The 18,824-nt window shown below is 45.2% G+C and carries 18 protein-coding genes; 2 read left to right on the top strand and 16 right to left on the bottom strand.

All coding sequences use genetic code 11. The annotated features are described in order from the left end of the window. Nucleotides 1-108 precede the first annotated feature (108 nt). Nucleotides 109-1,440, top strand: a complete 1,332-nt coding sequence (locus tag EII32_RS00260; RefSeq protein WP_125233461.1) for a TolC family protein — start codon at nucleotides 109-111, stop codon at nucleotides 1,438-1,440. Nucleotides 1,441-1,540: 100 nt separating this feature from the next. Here the strand turns inward: EII32_RS00260 and EII32_RS00255 are convergent, their stop codons facing one another. From EII32_RS00255 to EII32_RS00220, 8 genes are read right to left on the bottom strand one after another with little or no spacing between them, the layout of a single operon-like run. Further along, entirely contained in the window at nucleotides 1,541-1,738 is a 198-nt protein-coding gene (locus EII32_RS00255) for a hypothetical protein (protein WP_125233460.1), read from the bottom strand. 52 nt (nucleotides 1,739-1,790) lie between these two features. Next, entirely contained in the window at nucleotides 1,791-2,432 is a 642-nt protein-coding gene (locus EII32_RS00250; RefSeq protein WP_125233459.1) for an HAD family hydrolase, read from the bottom strand. Between the two features lie 50 nt (nucleotides 2,433-2,482). Beyond that, the gene (locus EII32_RS00245) at nucleotides 2,483-3,796 is read right to left on the bottom strand and encodes a DUF58 domain-containing protein (protein ID WP_125233458.1); all 1,314 of its coding nucleotides are present in this window, start codon (nucleotides 3,794-3,796) and stop codon (nucleotides 2,483-2,485) included. 55 nt (nucleotides 3,797-3,851) lie between these two features. Then, a complete protein-coding gene (locus tag EII32_RS00240; RefSeq protein WP_199741370.1) occupies nucleotides 3,852-4,820 on the bottom strand; it encodes an AAA family ATPase in 969 nt (322 codons plus the stop codon). Nucleotides 4,821-4,848: 28 nt separating this feature from the next. Further along, entirely contained in the window at nucleotides 4,849-6,186 is a 1,338-nt protein-coding gene (locus tag EII32_RS00235; RefSeq protein ID WP_125233456.1) for a DUF4350 domain-containing protein, read from the bottom strand. Then, complete coding sequence (locus EII32_RS00230; RefSeq protein ID WP_125233455.1) at nucleotides 6,179-6,802, bottom strand: DUF4129 domain-containing protein; 624 nt, start codon at nucleotides 6,800-6,802, stop codon at nucleotides 6,179-6,181. Before EII32_RS00230 ends, EII32_RS00235 begins: the two co-directional genes overlap by 8 nt. Before the next feature lie 3 nt (nucleotides 6,803-6,805). Next, nucleotides 6,806-7,732 (bottom strand): hypothetical protein, encoded by a 927-nt coding sequence (locus tag EII32_RS00225; RefSeq protein ID WP_125233454.1) that lies wholly within the window; start codon nucleotides 7,730-7,732, stop codon nucleotides 6,806-6,808. A gap of 24 nt (nucleotides 7,733-7,756) precedes the next feature. After that, nucleotides 7,757-8,722, bottom strand: coding sequence for a stage II sporulation protein M (locus EII32_RS00220; RefSeq protein WP_125233453.1), 966 nt, complete (start codon nucleotides 8,720-8,722; stop codon nucleotides 7,757-7,759). 97 nt (nucleotides 8,723-8,819) lie between these two features. Between EII32_RS00220 and EII32_RS00215 the strand changes: the two genes are divergently transcribed. Beyond that, entirely contained in the window at nucleotides 8,820-9,554 is a 735-nt protein-coding gene (locus EII32_RS00215; protein ID WP_125233452.1) for an RDD family protein, read from the top strand. A gap of 325 nt (nucleotides 9,555-9,879) precedes the next feature. Here the strand turns inward: EII32_RS00215 and EII32_RS00210 are convergent, their stop codons facing one another. From EII32_RS00210 to EII32_RS00175, 8 genes are all read right to left on the bottom strand, one after another. Then, the gene (locus EII32_RS00210; RefSeq protein WP_125233451.1) at nucleotides 9,880-10,143 is read right to left on the bottom strand and encodes a hypothetical protein; all 264 of its coding nucleotides are present in this window, start codon (nucleotides 10,141-10,143) and stop codon (nucleotides 9,880-9,882) included. A 9-nt stretch (nucleotides 10,144-10,152) separates the two neighbouring features. Next, nucleotides 10,153-12,711, bottom strand: a complete 2,559-nt coding sequence (locus EII32_RS00205) for a TonB-dependent receptor domain-containing protein (RefSeq protein WP_125233450.1) — start codon at nucleotides 12,709-12,711, stop codon at nucleotides 10,153-10,155. Nucleotides 12,712-12,728: 17 nt separating this feature from the next. Continuing rightward, nucleotides 12,729-13,346 (bottom strand): DUF4974 domain-containing protein, encoded by a 618-nt coding sequence (locus EII32_RS00200; RefSeq protein ID WP_125233449.1) that lies wholly within the window; start codon nucleotides 13,344-13,346, stop codon nucleotides 12,729-12,731. Continuing rightward, a complete protein-coding gene (locus tag EII32_RS00195) occupies nucleotides 13,336-13,830 on the bottom strand; it encodes an RNA polymerase sigma factor (RefSeq protein WP_158611087.1) in 495 nt (164 codons plus the stop codon). Before EII32_RS00195 ends, EII32_RS00200 begins: the two co-directional genes overlap by 11 nt. Nucleotides 13,831-13,963: 133 nt before the next feature. Beyond that, the gene (locus EII32_RS00190) at nucleotides 13,964-14,290 is read right to left on the bottom strand and encodes a TfoX/Sxy family protein (protein WP_125233447.1); all 327 of its coding nucleotides are present in this window, start codon (nucleotides 14,288-14,290) and stop codon (nucleotides 13,964-13,966) included. A gap of 89 nt (nucleotides 14,291-14,379) precedes the next feature. Then, nucleotides 14,380-14,784 (bottom strand): OsmC family protein, encoded by a 405-nt coding sequence (locus EII32_RS00185; protein ID WP_125233446.1) that lies wholly within the window; start codon nucleotides 14,782-14,784, stop codon nucleotides 14,380-14,382. 89 nt (nucleotides 14,785-14,873) lie between these two features. After that, nucleotides 14,874-16,085, bottom strand: a complete 1,212-nt coding sequence (locus EII32_RS00180; protein WP_125233445.1) for an L-serine ammonia-lyase — start codon at nucleotides 16,083-16,085, stop codon at nucleotides 14,874-14,876. Nucleotides 16,086-16,175: 90 nt separating this feature from the next. Next, nucleotides 16,176-18,815 carry a 3'-5' exonuclease gene (locus tag EII32_RS00175; RefSeq protein WP_125233444.1) on the bottom strand — a complete coding sequence of 880 codons (2,640 nt, stop codon included), beginning with the start codon at nucleotides 18,813-18,815 and terminating at the stop codon, nucleotides 16,176-16,178. Nucleotides 18,816-18,824 lie beyond the last annotated feature (9 nt).

The raw sequence follows: 18,824 nt of genomic DNA, 5'->3' as shown, positions 1-18,824 counted from the left end.
TCTGTTTTCAGGATTTTACAGGTGGTTATTATAAATTAAGTTACTCGCAAGATAAAACTTTTTTATGATGGCAATTTATACCTCCCCCATACATCAATTTAAATATCAATGAGACTAACATTTTTTGCACTGCTTATCTTTGGCATTGTCTCTGCAACATCTGCGCAAGAGACGAAGAAATGGACTATGCAGGAATGTATTGACTATGCTTTACAAAACAACATACAAATAAAGAAAAGCAAGATAAAGAAACTGAGTGTGCACGAAGACGTATTGCAATCGCAAGCAGAAATGTTGCCGTCGCTCACCGCACATACTTCACAAAACATGACTTACAGACCCTGGCCGGAGACGGGAAGCGCGACTGTTGCCAACGGGTATGTACAAACCTCAATAGATAAAGTTTTCTACAACGGCTCTTACGGCATAAATGCCAATTGGACAGTATGGAACGGCAAAAGGAATACCAATACCATAAAACAGAACAAGATAAACGAGGAGATGGCGGAACTCGACTCTGCCATAACGGCAAACAACATTCATGAACAAATAGTACAACTGTATGTGCAGATTGTGTATAGCAACGAGGCCATAAGCGTGAACAAAGATAACCTTGAGACATGCAGGGCTAACGAGGAACGCGGAAAGACAATGGTAGATGTGGGAAAAATGAGCAAGGCAGACCTCGCACAACTCACGGCACAACGAGCGCAGGCAGAATATAACGTGGTGGAGGCTGAGACGAACGTAAGAAACTACAAACGTCAACTCAAACAACTGCTGCAACTTACCGATACAACTTTCGATGTGGAAATACCTGAGACCACGGACGAAATGGCATTGGAAGAAATTCCTGCCCTGAACAACATATATCAGAAAGCACTGGCAAGCCGACCGGAAATAAAGAATGCCATACTCGGCATAAACAGCAGCGACATAAGCATTCGTCTCGCAAAAGCACAACGAATGCCGTCGGTAAGTCTTAACGCGAGTTTCATTACAAACACCACGTCGATGAGCGACAACGGGTGGGGTATGCAGATGAAGAACAATTTCAACCTCGGAGCAGGAGTAACGGTAAGCATACCGATTTCAGACAACAGACAGACAAGGACTGCCATAAACAAAGCCCTTCTGCAACAGCAAGACTATATTCTCGAACTTGAGAACAAGACAACAAACCTTTACAGCACAATAGAGGACTATTGGTTGCAGGCAGAATCGAATCAGAACCGTTTCAAGGCCGCAAAGGCAGGCACAGAGAGTGCCAAGGCAAGTTTCGACTTGCTGCAAGAGCAGTTCCGGCTCGGACTCAAGAACATCGTAGAACTTATGAACGGCAGAGACAAACTGCTCACTGCAAGGCAAAACGAACTGCAAAGCAAGTTCCTCACAATATTTAATATTGCAATGTTGAAGTTTTACAGAGGTAATTTATAGAACCATGTTTGAAACATGTATCTAAAACTAATCGTATCTTTAACATCTTTGGCTAATCATCTTTTAGCCTTTCAAGCAAACTTTCATTAAAATAAATTATTCAAATTTCATTGGTGTTCTTCCGATGCGATAGATTAAACCCAAATCGGTCATTAGAACCCTCAACTGATTTTGTTCGATTGTTGGGCAGATGTGCAGCCGTTTCATCGAAGGCGTAGCGGGCTGCGTCGAGATGTAATGGCTGCGCAGATGGCAACAAGCGGGCTAAAGCAGTAGGGAAGCGTAACGGCAATGGCAAATCCAAGCAAATGCGGTCTAATGACAGATTTGGGTTAAAAGCACGGAATAACTTAAAGCGAAAGGAGTTCGTCCGGACGGTTTATAAAGCTGTCTGCACCATGTTCCATGAGAAATTGTCGATCGCGGAAGCCCCACAGTACGCTTGCACACCGTAAGCCAGAAGCACGAGCCGTTTCAATGTCAACATCGCTGTCGCCAATATAAAGTGCGCGTGAACGGTCATCGCAACCAAGTAATCGCAAAGCTTCGAAGACTGCATCCGGAGCAGGTTTTTTCCTTATCCTCCGACTCTCGCCGATTGCAACATCGATATATTCGGCAAAGAAACGTCGGCGCAATTCCTCGACAGCCTCCTGCATCTTGTTGCTTACTATCGCCATGCTCTTACCACGTGCTTTCAGTTGGTAAAGCATATCCATTATGCCGTCATACGGTTTCGTCGTATCGAAACAATGTTCCATGTAATGTTTTCGAAAGGCAGAAAAAGCCTCTTCGAAACATGGATTCGCCTCACCATCGGGCACAGCTCGCACCATAAGCATTTTCACACCGTTTCCCACAAATCGGCGTATGTCATCAACAGAGTGTTCCGGCATCCCGCAAGTGCGCAATGCGTGGTTGGTACTCGCAGCCAAGTCGCCGAGAGAGTACAGCAGTGTTCCGTCCAAGTCAAATATAAAAAAATCGGGCATTTCTTTCTAATAAACATTCTTTAGCATAAGATACCGTCTCCGTACCGTAATCAAATTATGACCTGTCGAGCTTTCAGTTCGAGATATTTGTTTATGATATTTACCGAAAGTTGGTCGGGTGCCGTAAGCAGACTGTATATGCCGTTCTGTCGCAGCGTACTCACAATGAGACGTTTCTCGTATGAGAATTTCTCGGCAATGACATGACGATAATAGTCTTCCACGCCATGTGCCGGAGACTCTATGAACTCCTGCTGTTCTTTGTCGAGGAAGAACACCACGAGCAACACATGCTTGCGCGACAATTGTTGCAGGTAAGACAGTTGGCGATGCATGGACACCATATCCGAGAAATTGGTGTACAGCACGAGCAGGCTGCGACGGTTGATATACTTGTCCGTATGTACGCATAACGAGAAATAGTCGGTCTCGCCGAACGAGGTTTTCTGTCCGTAAAGGCAATCCATGAGAATCTCCATCTGTCCCGTCTGCTTTGAGGCCGGCACAAAGGTGTCGAATTTCTCGTCGAATGTCATCAGTCCCGCCTTGTCGTCTTTCCTTATCGCTATGTATGACAACACGAGCGATGCGTTTATGGCATAGTCAAGCAATGTCATTCCGTCGAAAGCCTGTTGCATGACACGCCCACGGTCAATAATGTTGTATACGTTCTGCGAGCGTTCGTCCTGATATACGTTTACCATCAATGCGTGGCGGCGTGCACTGGCTTTCCAGTTTATCGTTCGGTAATCATCTCCCTGCACATACTCCTTTATATGCTCGAAATCGGTGTTGTGTCCAATTCGGCGTATTCTCTTTATTCCGAGTTCCTGCAAATTGTTGCTCACGGCAAGCAGTTCATATCGGTGCAGCATAAGATATGACGGATAAACCTTAACGTCTTGTGCCGCCTTTGTGGTAAAGCGTCGCGAAACAAGTCCGCCGGCCACGGTGGCAAATGTCCTGATGCTCCCGAAACCATATACTCCGCGTTCCTTAGGTTGCAGGCAATATTCTATCGTGGTGCCGTTATTGGCTTTGACAACCGCTTTGAACGAAATGTCTCTCCTCTGAAAAACGAAAGGAATTTCATCGACAACCTCTATCCTCACTTTATATGGAAAAGAGTTCTCCACATGCACCCGTACCACATTGTCATCACCGTTCGAGAAACGTTCTCTGCATGTTCGTCGCGCCGTTATTCCGTGTCGCCAATAAAGCAGCACCGTCTCCGTAATAACAGCCGCAAGAAAAAGTGCAAGCAAAACTTTGCCCACCACAAAGAGCGGCGGAAACCAATATCCTGCGGCAACAATGAAGATTACGACAGTTATTATTATATAAAACCTTCGAGTTAAAAACATAATAAACTTTTAATTGGCAACTGACAACGGATAACAGACAATAAACAATTATAAGTTATTTGGGCACTTCCACCTTGTCAATCAAACGGTGAGTCACTTTCAGCGGTGTGAAACCTTCCATCTCTGCCTCTGCGGTTATAACCATGCGGTGCTGCAATATGCCCGGTGTCACGAACTTTATGTCCTCCGGAATAACAAAATCGCGTCCCTTCAACACGGCGAAAGCCTTTGCCGACCGCATCATCGCCACCGATGCACGCGGTGAAGCCCCGAGTAGAACCCTTTTGCTCGTCCGCGTATGCTGTACGATGTTCACTATGTAGCGAATCAATGCCGGGTCGATATACACATTATTTATATTATTCCTCAGCAATATCAGTTCCTCCTTAGAGATAACCGGCTCTATGTCGGCAAGTTTCACGAAATCTCGCTTGCCCTGATGCAATTGAAGTATTTGTTCCTCCTCGGTAACCGAAGGATAGTTCATGGTTATCTTCATTAGGAAACGGTCGAGTTGCGCCTCCGGAAGTTTATATGTCCCCTCCTGCTCCACCGGGTTTTGCGTTGCGATTATGGTAAAGAGGTCGTCCATCTTGTATGTCGTGCCGTCAATGCTTATCTGCCTTTCCTCCATTACCTCAAACAAAGCCGCCTGCGTCTTTGCCGGTGCACGGTTTATCTCGTCAACAAGTACGATGTCGGAGAATACCGGACCTTCATGGAAATGAAACTCCGAGTCTTTCATGTTGAACACCGTAGTACCGAGAACATCACTCGGCATGAGATCCGGCGTGAACTGTATTCGGCTGAAGCCGGCATCAACGAGTCTTGCCACAAGTCGCGCAGTAAGCGTCTTGGCAACTCCCGGCACGCCCTCTATAAGCACATGCCCATTGGCAAGTACGGCTGTAAGTATAAGGTCAACCGCCTGATGCTGCCCTATGATTACCTTTCTTATTTGCTCTCTCAATTGCTGTATCTTCTCTGAAAATACTGTCAGATCCATTCTATTTTGTTCTTCCACCATTTATTTAAAAGTTAAGTGTAAAAAGTTAAATTCCATACAACATCTCGTTCATGTAGTCAACATACATCATCATTTCCTCCTCCGTCATGGGGAGATTGCCACGACATGCATTTCGTATTGTCTTTATCCGCGCCGTGACATCAGCCACTTCCATTCCCGTGTGCCGTGCGATTGTGTTAAAGTTCTCGGTGTCTTCCGCGTCATTGTCAATATCCACCTGCATCTCGCGCCTGAGTTGTTCTGCGAAGAACATATATTTCTTTCTCACGAGGTCGCCGTGAACACCCTCCTGATAATACAACGTGCCGATGAGTTTTGTGAACTCAAGTTGATTGTTCTCCGCTTTTTTTATAACCGGTATGGCTCTCTGGCGACGACGGGCAGTGAAAAACATGAACAACAACAGAGTTGTCAATGCCATGTATGTTGCCCATCTCAAAGGCGGGTTTGCAAGGAAGAAACGCATTGGTGATTGACTGACATGGCTCTCCTCCGGTTCTGTATCGACAAGACGTATCACGGGGTTATCGCTTATGCTGTTCAAAAGCCGATATACATAACCCACGTTTTCGCCATCCATTATACCGTAATTGGTAAGCATAAGCGGTGTTGAACACACCACTATTTCTCCCCTGCCCCACTTGCGCTTCATAACAATAGGCATTATTTCATTTTCCACGGATTTCCATGCCATCGTTTCCCACTCCTCACTTGTCTCTCTTATTACAACATCGGTATATCCCAATTGTTTAGCAGACTCTTCTTCATCATCATAATCATATATCGTGTCCGGATACATGTCGTCATTTATATAAGATGATAACATCGTGTCTTTCCCCAACTTGAACGCAGCACCATCTATACCTGAATATACATTATAATACTTACCATCGTACATAGAATCTTCATCCCACAAAAGAGTTTCGCGACTCGATATTAATCCGTGACCGAACGAATAAGAATAAAAGAATTTTTCATCCATTACTAAATGCAGGCTATCGAGTAAGTCATCAGAAAAATTATGTGTTGCAATAAGAACCTTGTTCCCTCTTGCAACAAAATCGAGCATGGATTTTATCTCCAAGTCAGGCTTTTCATAATAATTATCATGAATGTCTATCACGCTCAGTGGTGTATTGACACTGTCTTTCAACAACTGATAGTATGTAGTACGTCGTACCGAATACCCATTCTTCATACTCTTCACGGCAAGACTGTCGAACAATTTGCAACCGAACGGCTGTTCACTTTCATGGTCGAACGATGTTTTCCAATTGAACCGTTTAGGGACGGAGAGTTCTATGAGTACAGCCACAACGAGCAGTACCGCTATGACAAATACGAATATCTTGCTGTTATTCATATCCGCCTCCTTTCTTTCCGGTATCTGCGGATTTCAACAACTGCTGCCATTTTTCCATGTTCCGTACATCGTCCTCACCGGCATCGTATTTTCCGTACCTTATTTTAACAAACAGCATGGTCATCTTTCCGAGAAACTCATCATTCATCTCATAAGTATATTGCAGTGGTGTTTTCCACGGCTGCCATACAATTCTCCCCGTGTCGGAAAGATTTTTCAATGTGGCAAGATATACAAGTCTGACTGTTTCGAACCAATCGCCCCGCTCCTTTGCCGCGGATATATCCTTTGCGAAGTCTATTCCGTATATGGTATCCTCCACTTCCCTGTAGTCGAATGTTGTTTTTTCATCGCGCCGGAAAAGGTTTGGCTTAACCTTATATATCAGCCATAGCACCAACAGCAAAATTGCCACGCTGCCTATTATATACAGCGCAACCTTTGTTTCGTATGACACACCGGAGAACAATTTGTCCAAAAAACGGTTGATTATATTCATCAGCCATTCCAAGAGATTCTGCTGCAACCCCACCAACTCGTTGTTGTATTCATAGTCGCCGCTCTCGTGCCATTCGGCAATCTGCCGCGCATTATATGTCAGAGTATCTGCCGTCATCTCTTATTCAAGGTTCTCAAAGTTATCTATATCGGAATCAACGGTTATGCTGTCCTTGCGTTCAGTGGCGTGTGCATAATGGTATGCCGTTGCCAACGGTTGAATAATCATCGCAATATATGTTACGAACATCATCAACACACCGAACAAGAAAGAGAGCACACGAACTGTTACCATGATCCACTGCGGTGTTTCGTCAATGTATGTAAAAATCGATACAAGAGCCAATGCGATACTCCAAGGAACGGCAACAACCTGCTCAATTATGTTCATAACAAAGCCAACAACCAAGTTGATTATGAAAAGCCCCCCCCATGTACCAAAACCAAGTCGTATGGAACGCAGTGCAGCATTCTTGATATTTATGTCTTCAAAAGAATATATGCATGGAAACATTTGCATTGATACACTCATAGCCACAATTACGGGAATGAACAATATCAAACCAATTGGGTTTAGCAGCGAAAAAGCACCGAAAATTATCACAGCCACCATCATGAGCATGGTAGATTTCATCACTCGCTTCATGTTATGCCACATTCTGTTCCATACCATGCCGAGCGTAACGCCTTCAATTCCTTCCTCACGTTCGTTATATTCCTGTACCATGGTGAATGCAAATGCCTGCAATATTATGCTGCCGATGAATAAACAGACTATTATTATTCCGTAACTTCTCAGCAAGCGCAGTATTATGCCCAATTCATTACCAACGCCCATGCTATCGACGCCGACAAGGAATAGATTAATGTAATTTCCGAAGAAACTATTAATGGCTACAGACTGTACGATGCTCAATGGCAGCAACATATATATTGCCGACCTGAACATAACAACCCAGTTATCGCGCAGAAAATCGAGCGCGGCCGTCATTCGTTCTCCTATCGTCCGTTCTTTGTAAAACGGTATTTTGTCTATATCCTCCAACAACACATTAAAAGTTTAAAGTAAAACTCATCGCCCAACGTTTCCCCTCTTTGCCAAAATCCTCGGCCACACCACGAAATAGAATATAACGAAAGCGAGTGAACAAAAGATTATACCAGCCCGCACCATGTCGTTTATCTCGGTATGACGGGTTACGAAACCCTCAATGAATCCTGCAATTATGAATATTGGTACTGTGCCTACAACAATCTTCAATCCCCTGCGCGCGCCTTTGCGAAATGCGACACCACGCTTGTAAGTGCCGGGGAACAGCCAACCGCGCCCGAGTGCCAATCCTGCGGCACTGCTTATTATGATTGCAGAGATTTCGAGTGTACCATGAAGCCATATCGCAAGTGCAGACTCGACGAGAAGACCGTGCGAGAAAAAAAACGTTTGAAACGCGCCGAGCATTATGCCGTTCTGCATCAACAGGAAACCGGTACCCACACAAGCGAAAATTCCAAGGACAAATGCCATGAACGATACCATAACGTTGTTTATCGTTATATGAAGAAACATAGGTGTCTCGCTTTCGCCGTTATAGACGGCCATAGGCTCGCCATAGTTGATATTATCAATAGTCATATCCACATAGTAATCGCCTAATATCAGGCGCGAGAAACCAGGATCGTTTAATTGCGACAATGCACCTACCATTATGAACAAGGCGAAGACAAGGAACGATACGAGCAACTCGCGGCGTGCATCATACATGGTAAGCGGCACCTCGTGAGTCCAATAAGTGAAAATCCTCGTCAACTTCTCTTTCTTATTCCTATATATGGTATTGTGCAACGCCGAGGCAAGGTCGTTGAGATAGACCGTTATCCTCGACTTACGGTAATGAGTCTGAGCGAAAGCGAGGTCGGCGGTAATCTCGGTATAAGCCTCCGCCATATCGTCCGGCGAAATGCTTTCGGAGGCATCAACCAAGCCCTCCGTCCTTTGCCACTTCTCTATATTGCTCCTTATGAATGATGCTTCTTTCAATTCAGAAAAACTATATGTTAAAAACCGAAAACAACTTCCAAGTAAATTCTTTGCAAAGTTAGAAAAAAAGAATTACTTTTGCAACAAAAACAAGGAAATGTCGCAAACAAACATAATAACAGGTCAATATGTACGAATCAGCCAATCGCCGGCAAGTATTATTTTGCGTATCGCGGCATGGATAATAGACATAGTAATACTGACTATATATTCAACCGGAGTGACATACATTATTTCAAATGCCCGTAACGTATTCTTGGAAAAAGATTTATTCCTGTTTGTTTTTCTGTTAGTCATATTCTTTCCGGTAATCTCATATCAGCTGTTGTGCGAGGTTTTCTTCAACGGACAAAGCATAGGCAAGCGCGTGATGAAAATACGCGTGGTAAAGAAAGACGGCTCGGTACCCACACTCGGCGACTATGTAATGCGTTGGTTGCTCTTTATTGTAGACGGTCCCATTATGGGCTGTCTTGGAGTTTTGTTCATAATTATATCGAAAAACAACCAGCGACTCGGAGACATGGCTGCCGGCACAATGGTAATAAAGTTGAATAGTTATTCACGCAACCGCGTGTCGCTCACAGAGTTCGGATATGTATCCAAGAACTACCGCCCTTATTTTCCGCAGGCTGCCGACCTTACCTTGAAGCAGGCCGATGTAATAAAACGATGTCTGCAATCGGAAAATCAGCAGCGCATAACACGCATATCGCGACTTGCACAGAAAGTGCGCACGGTGTTCGGAGTGTCTAACGGACGCATGAGCGACGAACAGTTTCTCCGTACAATACTCCACGATTTCCAATATTATGCCCTTGAGGAGGTATAGTATGACAATAAGGTTGTATAAACCGCCATTTTATTCTCAAAGACATACTCTCTACAAATACAAAGTTAATTTGACAGTTCTGCAAAATTAGTTATTTTTACACAAGTCTCTAACAATTTACACTATTCTTTACCCCGAACCTGCATCTCACTCGTGCTTAATCATAATGCAATTTCGGCGAAATTACCGACCAATTTCGGCGGTTTTGCTTACCAATTTCGGCGAAATTGCCGAGCAGCCTCTGTATAATGACAAACATGCTTGTTGTCAACTCGTAACAGAACGTATGGCAATAAAAAACATATACAAACAATACTATGCAGAATTATTTTAACCCAAATCGGTCATTAGAACCCTCAACCGATTTTGTTCGATTGTTGAGCAGATGTGCAGCCGTTTCATCGAAGGCGTAGCGGGCTGCGTCGAGATGTAATGGCTGCGCAGATGGCAGCAATCGGGCCAAAGCAGTCGGGAAGCGTAACGGCAATAGCCAATCTAAGCAAATGCGGTCTGATGACCGATTGGGGTTAAAAAAATATCCGCAGGAGTAATGACTTTTGCAGAGGTCTTGATTTATAAACCCACACATAAAACCATGTCACAATCTCTTCTTTTCTTCGTTTCCCGCACCGGTTCCTTTGTATTTGCTGCGTGAAGCATTGAAATTATATGTCACGGTAAGCGATACGTTGCGAACATAGTTGTAACAGTTTTTACCTATATCGACACTCTGACCGTACATAATCCACCGCTCGTGTCTCGTCTTCAGCAAGTCGGCGGCATTGATACTGAATACGAGTGCCTTGTTGAGGAACGACTTTACCAGTCCGACATCCAGCGATCCGGCGCTCTGATTAAGTCTGAATCCGTTACAGTTTTCCGTGTTATAACTTACGTTTAACATTGCAAAGCAAGAGGGAGAGAACACAAATCTGTTTCGCAACACAAAGCCGAACTCCGGTTTATACATGGTTCGACTGCTGCCATATTTCCTCGCATCGAATATCTGTTGCCAATAGTCCAACTCCAGTGTTGGCTCATACTTGCCGAATTTGGGAGAGATTCCGACAGAGGCATACAAATACTGCGAATGGTTGAAGTTCATGTTGTGCAGGAATGCTATTTCTTTGTTTTGATAAAGCATACACATCCATTCGATTACATTTTTGATATATGTGTATCCCGTTGATATGTTAAACCATGAATGTGTGACATCAAACTCGAAATTATGTTTGATGCACGGACGAAGATAAGGGTTGCCGCCTTCGTACATATATTGGTTGTCATACTGTTTTTCGTTGCGTAGCGAGTTGTACGACGGCCGTGCCGTCTTGCTGACATAATTCAACTGTATCCCCCATTTGCCTTTATTCCACGAAACCGAAAGATTTGGAAACAGGTTGTTGTATCGTCTGCTCGGAGCCTCCTGCCATACGCCGAACGAGTAATAGTCGGCAGTAACATGCTCAAATCTCAACCCTGCGGATAACGAGAACCGCCCGAACGGTATCTGTATCTCTGTAAATCCGGCAATGTTGTTCTCGCTCACATCGGTTTCCGAAGGCGACACATAATCGATGTTTATCTCGTAAGAACCGACTGCATTGGTATGCGAAACTTCCGAACCCATTCTCAACGTGCCCTTACCTACGGGACATCCTACAACAAACTTACCCGCAAGCATCTTGTTATGCCCCTTTGTCCGATAGAAGATGTCGCGGTTGTCAAAATCTTCGCCTCGTTCTGCGTTATGCACCTTGACCATGCTTTTGTTAAAAACGTATGTGGCATTGAAGTCGAGGGTCACCTCTCCCAACTTGCCAATATAATAAACGTTCAATTCGTGTCCGGGACCTTCACTATTCCTGCGGTCAAAGTTTACTGAGAACTTATTTTCCGGCTTTCCGTTGCGAAGGACATTAATTTCTGCATTTTCAGTCATCGCTTTTCCATAAAGCGACTTGTTTACAGAATATGACATTCCAAACGAGTTGTACTCGTTAATGTCATAACTCAACCCAAAATTCCCTTTAACACCTTTCATGCGCATCTTGGTAAGCGTCTTCTCGTCAACGTTTATATGGTTTTTTCCCACATATATATCCTGCCACAAATTGTTGTCTTCAGTCCAAGAGATGCTGTAATAATACAAGTCGGCAAATGCCTCCCAACCTTTCGAGCGATATTTCAACAATAGTTCGTCGTGACCTGCCCATTTCTTGTTATATTTCACATAGGTATTTGTTCGGAAACTGAATCCGTCGCCTTGCGTTCGCAATGTCTTTATGCGAATTACCGATTCCACCGCGGCATCATATCGCGCACCGGGACTGGTAATTACATCTACCGACTTGATGTCGGTGGATTTCAGTCGTTGCAGTTCTCCTTTGTCCCTTACCGGCTTGTTGTTGATATATATAATCGGCGTACCTTTTGCAAACACACTCACATTACCGTCATCGCTTACCTTTACACGCGGCAACTGCGACAGTACGTCGCACGCCGTTCCCATCTGCGAGAGCAATGAGTGTTCCACGTCAACCGTCAATCCTCCGTCTGTCATTTTGTATTGTGGTCGTTCACCCTTTACCACAACTCCTTTAATTCGATATGATTCGTCTGCCAACTTCAACGTTCCGATATTCTCTGCCGTTGCCATACGGTATATTGTGCGGTATCCTATGCAAGAGACTTTAACCAAGATTTCTCGCAAGGCACATGGTATGACAAAGTCACCGTTCGCATTAGAGACTCCGCCGTTCACGAAACTCGAATCCTTTGGCGACAACAATGCGACATTGGCATATACCACGGGCTGATTACGGCTGTCGACTACCTTACCTGTATATTTTCGATCGGCTTTCTGCGTACATTCCACATATATGCGGTCTTTGTAGAACTTTATTTTCATGGGGTACATCCCGCATACTGCACGCACGGCATCGGGAAGCGTACTGTTGCGAATATCTACGGTGACGGTGAAATCTTCCAGTTCGTTGTAAATGAAATTGATGGTGTAATTTTGTGTTGATTTGCCAAGGTCTTCCAATGCTTTTGACAGAGAAACATTACGATATGAACGTGTTATTTTCTGTGCCCGGGTCGTATTTATAATGCCACAGAACATCAGTATCAAGACGAATAATCTTGTTCTCATATACATTTGCAGATATTTCATTCAACAATAAAGGTATGGTTTTTGATGACGATGTCAACACTCTCGAAATGATTTAACTCTTCGACCACTTCTTCAGCACTGCTGTTTTTATCCCACTTGAAAAATAACCGCAGTTTGCGCACTTCGTCATTTTTGAATTCCACACTGAAATCGTAGAACGCACACATTTCCGAAAGTACCTGTTCCAAATCTTCATTTTCAAATACATGCGGCTTGGCAGAAAGCACTTTAATTTCTTTTGAAGCATCATTTCCAGGGTCTACGGCATTCAACATTTCCCGTTCCGCCTGCTGTTTTTCCACCTTTGATTTTTCACTGCCGCCGGTAGTCAATCTAATGGCGGCAAGGGTGACACCAGCCACCATCGCAATTCCGACAGCCGCAACAGCCGCTTTGCGCCACGGAGAAGTATAAACACACGGTGTAATTTCCTGCCGTGGCAGCATTTTCTCTTCACTCTTTCTTCGTCTGAAACCCTCTTCGGCCATAACCGTCAACTCGTAATACTCGCGACATTCCTCGTCATCCAGAAATTGTTCTATCTCATTGTCGTCAAACATTTCCGGATTTTCCGCAATACGCAACAGCATTTCCATTTTTTTCTCATTCATCATTGTCGGCAAATTCTTTAAGTTTTACCAATGCCTTTGAAAGATTTTTATAGACGGAGGTTTCGCTTATTCCGAGCATATCGGAAATCTCACGATAAGATTTTCTCCCTTCAAACCTAAGTTTGAACACTCTCATTGTCTGCGGTGTCAGTTCTCGCTCTGCGTAGCACAGCATGCGTTCTATTTTGTGCTCGCGCTCTTCCACCGGTACCACCGTAGGCGAAACATCAAGAGTAAGATGTCTAATAACACGCTCCTTTACTTTCATGCGGGCAATTATGTCCAAGCAACGGTTGCGAACGCACGACAGCAGATAATTCTCTTCTTTATCCACCGGCAGGCGCAATCCACCTTCCGATAGTCTTGCAAACACTTCGCTCGCCACATCGCAACCTTCGTCATCATCGTTCAGCATTATGCCTGCCAGTCGGCACATTTTGCCGTAGCAAATGCAATAGAGGTGTTCCACCTCGTCTCTCCTTGGCATTCGGTTATTTGTTATCATTTACTTATATGACGAATTCGTCCGTTATTTCCTAACCTTATAATGACATAAAAATGATTTTATTATTAAAAAATTAAAAGAGAACGAGCCTCTATTGTTCATTCTCTTTTACTTTTTATTTTCCTTTCTTTTTCTTCATCTTCGGTTCCGGTAATGCTATGCATGTCTCACGTACTAACGATGACACAAATTCACGGTCGTCAATGTCTTCAATATAGAAATAGTCTTTCGCTCCGTTGTAAGGCGGATGCAGTTCAACCGTGCCGAGCATTTCACGACCGACATCGGTAGGTTTCAGGTAGAAACGGTCATCGCATATCAAGCCGAATATCTTGCCATTACAATAAATGGCATAATCACCGAACATCTTATGCGTTACTATATCGCCGGCACCGCCGCACTGGTCGGCAACATACTGTACAAAATCCTTATCGCTTGCCATGTATGAAATCGCAAATAAATATTACTACAAATAAAAAAACGGAGGTTCCAGGATGTTGTTTTTCTTGATACCTCCATTTTTATAATACCTTATTCGTAAACGAACGTGAAATTCTTCTCTGCCGTGAGAGTGTTGCCTACGAAACAACCCTTGTGGGCGAAAGTCTCGAGTTTCTTGCGTGTCTTTTCATCAAAGTCGCCCTTGATGTGGAATACCACATTGAGTTTCGTCACGCTGAATGTCTCCATGCTCTCTTCGAATTCTCCCACCTCTGCATAACTGCCCGTTATGTCAATGCCTTCTTTTAATGCTCGCAATGCCATAACGGTAAGTGCGCAGTTTGCAAGCGATTGTCCGAGTATGTCAACCGGAGTCGGATACTCGCCATAACCGCCTGATGCCTTACCTGCATCGGTTACAGTCTTCTGTCCCGATACCACATGTGTTGACTCTACTCGAGCCTTGCCTAAATACTTTGCTACTGAAATTGCCATAATACTTTTTCGTTTGTTTGATAATTTGTTATACCTCAGCATGCCCACAATGAACATGCCGTTCTTAGTTTGTCTTTTACAAGATTACTCTATTCCCATTCAAATCCACGTGCCAATCCGCCTTCGCTTGTCTCTTTGTAGAGCGAAGGTATGTCGTGTCCGGTCTTCTTCATGACTTCCACCACACGGTCGAACGATACGCGATGGCGACCGTCACTGAACGAGGCATACAATTGTGCGTCGAGTGCCCGACAAGCTGCAAAAGCATTGCGCTCGATGCAAGGAATCTGCACTAATCCGCAAACAGGGTCGCATGTCATTCCGAGATGATGCTCGAGTCCCATCTCGGCGGCATACTCCACCTGCGAAGGAGTTCCTCCGAACAACTGGCACGCTGAGGCAGAGGCCATGGCACAAGCCACACCGACTTCGCCCTGACAACCCACCTCGGCACCTGAAATAGACGCATTCGACTTTACCACATTCCCGAACAGACCGGCCGTGGCAAGGGCACGCATAATTCTCGTATCAGAAAATTCGTGGTGGCGCGACATTGCATACAACACCGCAGGAACCACTCCGCACGAACCACATGTGGGGGCTGTGACAATTTTCCCCATGCCTGCATTCTCCTCGCTTACTGCCAGCGCGTAGGCATATACCATTCCGCGCGATTGTAACGAAGGCTTGTACGCGCGAGCCTTTATATAATATGTGGCAGCCTTGCGCGACAAGTTGAGCGGACCGGGAAGCACTCCCTCGTTTTCAAGTCCGCGCTCTACCGCTTTCTGCATCGTATCCCACACTTCCGACAGGTAATCCCAAATCTCTACCCCCTCGCATTCCTCAACGTATTCCCAGAAATGGCGACCGTTCTTTTCGCACCATTTCATAATATCATGCATTGTGGAAAGTTCATAAACAGGATTGGTAAAAAACATGTCATCGTGTCCCTTACCTTCAGACAACGCACCACCACCAACGCTATATACCGTCCAACTGTCTATAACGCTACCATCTTCGGCCTTTGCCTCGAACAGCATTCCGTTGGTATGGAAAGGAAGCCGCACGTCCGATTTCCACAATATTTCAACCGGTGCAACTTTCCCGAGAACATCGGTTATTGCTATGTCGGTCATGTGTCCCTTGCCCGTAGCGGCAAGACTTCCATAGAGTGTAACCTCGAACGACTTTGCTTGAGGATTCCTATCTGCAAATATTATGGCGGCTTTCTGCGGTCCCATGGTGTGACTGCTCGAAGGTCCTGCGCCTATTCTGAATATTTTCTTTATCGATTCCATAATTCATGTTATGTTATAAATATATGCAAACAGTGTGCCACAAAATTGTCGAACCATGACATGACACATGACCAAACGAATACTTACTCGTCACACTTCGCGGAAGAAATGTGATATACATGCCACAAACGGAGAGAGTTTCTGCCGGAAGACCCTTCCCCATTGCGTTACGCGCTGCTTGCTCCAAGTGAGTATAAGTCTGCGTTTGGCACGTGACATTGCGACATAAAAGCGGCGCATCTCTTCCTGTTGGCGCTGCAAGTCGTCGCGTGAATAGAAACCGGGATAGTTATCGTCGCTTACCCCGAACACTATTACGTTGTCAAACTCCAGTCCCTTCGCCTTATGCACGGTAGAGACAAAAACTTTCTCGTTTACCGCACAACTGCCGCACAAGTCGGCTTCTTTCAATGTGTTGAGGATATTGGCATATTGTTCCAACTGCACATGCAACGGCCGATGATCGTCGCCTATCACTTCACCGGCGATATAACGCTCAACGTATGACATCTTCTCAAGTGGAGACATCTTGCAAACATGGAGTAAATAATTATATGCATGACACCATTCGGCAAGCAGTGCCGGCTCGCCGCCATTCCATTCTTGGTATAACAGCGAACGAGTATGGTCGTAAAGCGGTTTATATACCTCGCGAAGTCGCTTTACCGCTTTGTCGTACTTGATTGGAATTTCAACTTGTCGTTCAGCCTTCTGTCTGCCTTCGTCAAAACAATGCTCTGCCAAATGCCATGTTGCCATTATGTCATCATCGGCAAGATGTGTGTTCTCGCCCTCTATACCGAACTCCGTTATGAGGTCTTTCAGTTTGTGGCTGCGCAACCTCGGACTGACTATACGCGAAATGTGCAACGTGTCGAGACATCGTGGGAAACGCTCCCTGAAGTCGACGATGCCGCAGCGGCGACGCAAGTTGTTATCCATTATATGGTAATCGTAGGCAGAGTTATGTCCGAGTAGTACGCAACCATCGGCATAATCAATAAAACGTCGCAGTCCTTCGGCGGGGCCGAGCAATTCCCTATGTTTGTATTCCTCCACCAACGGATTGGGCACATCTCCCAACATTTGCGGAATTTCGCGGTCTGTGCGTATGAAGATATTAAAATCCGAGCCTTCGACATATTCTCCTCTATGCAGTTTAATTGCGGCAACCTGCACCACATCGTCTTCCTCAATGGAGAGCCCCGTGGTCTCTGTGTCGAATACCACAATGTCATCGTGCGAGTACGATTGCAGAAACTCCTGCAATGACGTTATGCCGTCATCGCGCATAAGGTCGGCAGGGGTCATGCCGTTCGTGGCTAAGTTGCGCACAATATCGCGTGCCGACGAGTTCGACCCAGCCGCCTTTATGCCTGCAAGTATGCGCGACCATGCAAGGAAATCGTGGTCACCCGTAATCACGCCAAAGTGTGCAAGCAACAGTTTAACCAAAGGTTCGGAGAACAAGTCGCGACCCGACACCTTGAAATGGTTTACTCCTATATTTGTAAGTCTGGCACTTATGTCGTCGGCTTCGCTGTTGTAACTTACCACAACTGCCACCGTCTCATCGGCATACTTGTCTTTTAAACGTTTCGCAAGTTCCGCCGCATCCTGTTGCTCGTCAATGTTGTTGTCAGAGCATATAATAAGCAAGTCGTCCCGTCCGGCCTCCGTCTTGTGTGCGGTTTGCGGCAACAATCGCTCGTCAATGCCCAAAACCTCATGTCCATAAGCGTTGAACACGTCAAGAAGATATTTCGGCGAGCGATAGTTGGTATATAGGTTATGAATGGAACATTGACTTGCGAGCATGTTGAGAGTCTCGCTCTTAGCCCCCATGAAAGAGTAGATTGACTGCTGACTATCCCCAAGATACATTACCGTTGGCGAACGGTGATCGGTTACAAGATTTATTATCTCAAGTTGCAACATACTCAAGTCTTGCACCTCATCAATCTGTATCCATCCGTACCGTTTTCCAATATTCCCTTCTTTCAGTGTGTCGTAAGCAAGCAGCAGCAGGTCGGCAAAGTCAACGAGATTATGTCGTTGTTTGTATTTCTCATAGTGCCGTGCGGCAGCCATCATGCATATAAAGTTCTGTATTTCTCCGTTACGGTTCAATTCTGCCAACATATAGTAGTCGTCTATGTTACGATAGAGTTCCGATATACTCTCGCGAGTAAATTCTTTCCTTGTTATCGAACAAATCTGCCTCAATGTCTTGCTATTCATGTCCTCCCCGTGCACGGTAAGTTCGCGCGGATATCCGCCGGCATACTGGTGCATGAAATGCTGCATGTTCACTATTTTAGAATATTGGTGGCGCATCTTGGCATCTCCCTGAACAGCCAGTTCGTCTTGTTGCAAGAAATCGGCAATGATACTGATTCCATCGTCCTCGTCGAGTATTGATGTCTCCATCGGCAGTACTTCGTTGTCAAAAAGGAATTGCGAGCAGAACTTGTGTATGTTGCCCACGAACAAATCATTCACTCTTCCGCCTGCCATCTGCTCTATTCTCTCACGCATACCTCTCGATGCACGGTTTGTAAACGTCAGACACAGCATGTCGCCATAATCCACTCCCTGCCTGTGTGCCTGCATGATACGCTCCGCCAGAACCTCTGTCTTGCCGCATCCGGGCGGAGCGAGTACGAGGTGGTATCCCTCTTGTGCGGCAATAACCTCCCTCTGTTTCTCATCATACTGTTTAACGTCCATTTCCTTCTT

The organism is Prevotella sp. OH937_COT-195 (assembly GCF_003932845.1).
GTDB lineage: Bacteria > Bacteroidota > Bacteroidia > Bacteroidales > Bacteroidaceae > Prevotella.
This window is presented reverse-complemented; position numbering and strand designations above follow the sequence as displayed.

Coding starts and splice junctions, on each gene's coding strand:
- EII32_RS00215 (WP_125233452.1), top strand. CDS start 8,820: ATGTCGCAAACAAACATAATAACAGGTCAATATGTACGAATCAGCCAA.
- EII32_RS00250 (WP_125233459.1), bottom strand. CDS start 2,432: ATGCCCGATTTTTTTATATTTGACTTGGACGGAACACTGCTGTACTCT.
- EII32_RS00245 (WP_125233458.1), bottom strand. CDS start 3,796: ATGTTTTTAACTCGAAGGTTTTATATAATAATAACTGTCGTAATCTTC.
- EII32_RS00195 (WP_158611087.1), bottom strand. CDS start 13,830: ATGCCAAGGAGAGACGAGGTGGAACACCTCTATTGCATTTGCTACGGC.
- EII32_RS00185 (WP_125233446.1), bottom strand. CDS start 14,784: ATGGCAATTTCAGTAGCAAAGTATTTAGGCAAGGCTCGAGTAGAGTCA.
- EII32_RS00205 (WP_125233450.1), bottom strand. CDS start 12,711: ATGAGAACAAGATTATTCGTCTTGATACTGATGTTCTGTGGCATTATA.
- EII32_RS00260 (WP_125233461.1), top strand. CDS start 109: ATGAGACTAACATTTTTTGCACTGCTTATCTTTGGCATTGTCTCTGCA.
- EII32_RS00180 (WP_125233445.1), bottom strand. CDS start 16,085: ATGGAATCGATAAAGAAAATATTCAGAATAGGCGCAGGACCTTCGAGC.
- EII32_RS00230 (WP_125233455.1), bottom strand. CDS start 6,802: ATGACGGCAGATACTCTGACATATAATGCGCGGCAGATTGCCGAATGG.
- EII32_RS00200 (WP_125233449.1), bottom strand. CDS start 13,346: ATGATGAATGAGAAAAAAATGGAAATGCTGTTGCGTATTGCGGAAAAT.
- EII32_RS00210 (WP_125233451.1), bottom strand. CDS start 10,143: ATGTGTGGGTTTATAAATCAAGACCTCTGCAAAAGTCATTACTCCTGC.
- EII32_RS00235 (WP_125233456.1), bottom strand. CDS start 6,186: ATGAATAACAGCAAGATATTCGTATTTGTCATAGCGGTACTGCTCGTT.
- EII32_RS00175 (WP_125233444.1), bottom strand. CDS start 18,815: ATGGACGTTAAACAGTATGATGAGAAACAGAGGGAGGTTATTGCCGCA.
- EII32_RS00190 (WP_125233447.1), bottom strand. CDS start 14,290: ATGGCAAGCGATAAGGATTTTGTACAGTATGTTGCCGACCAGTGCGGC.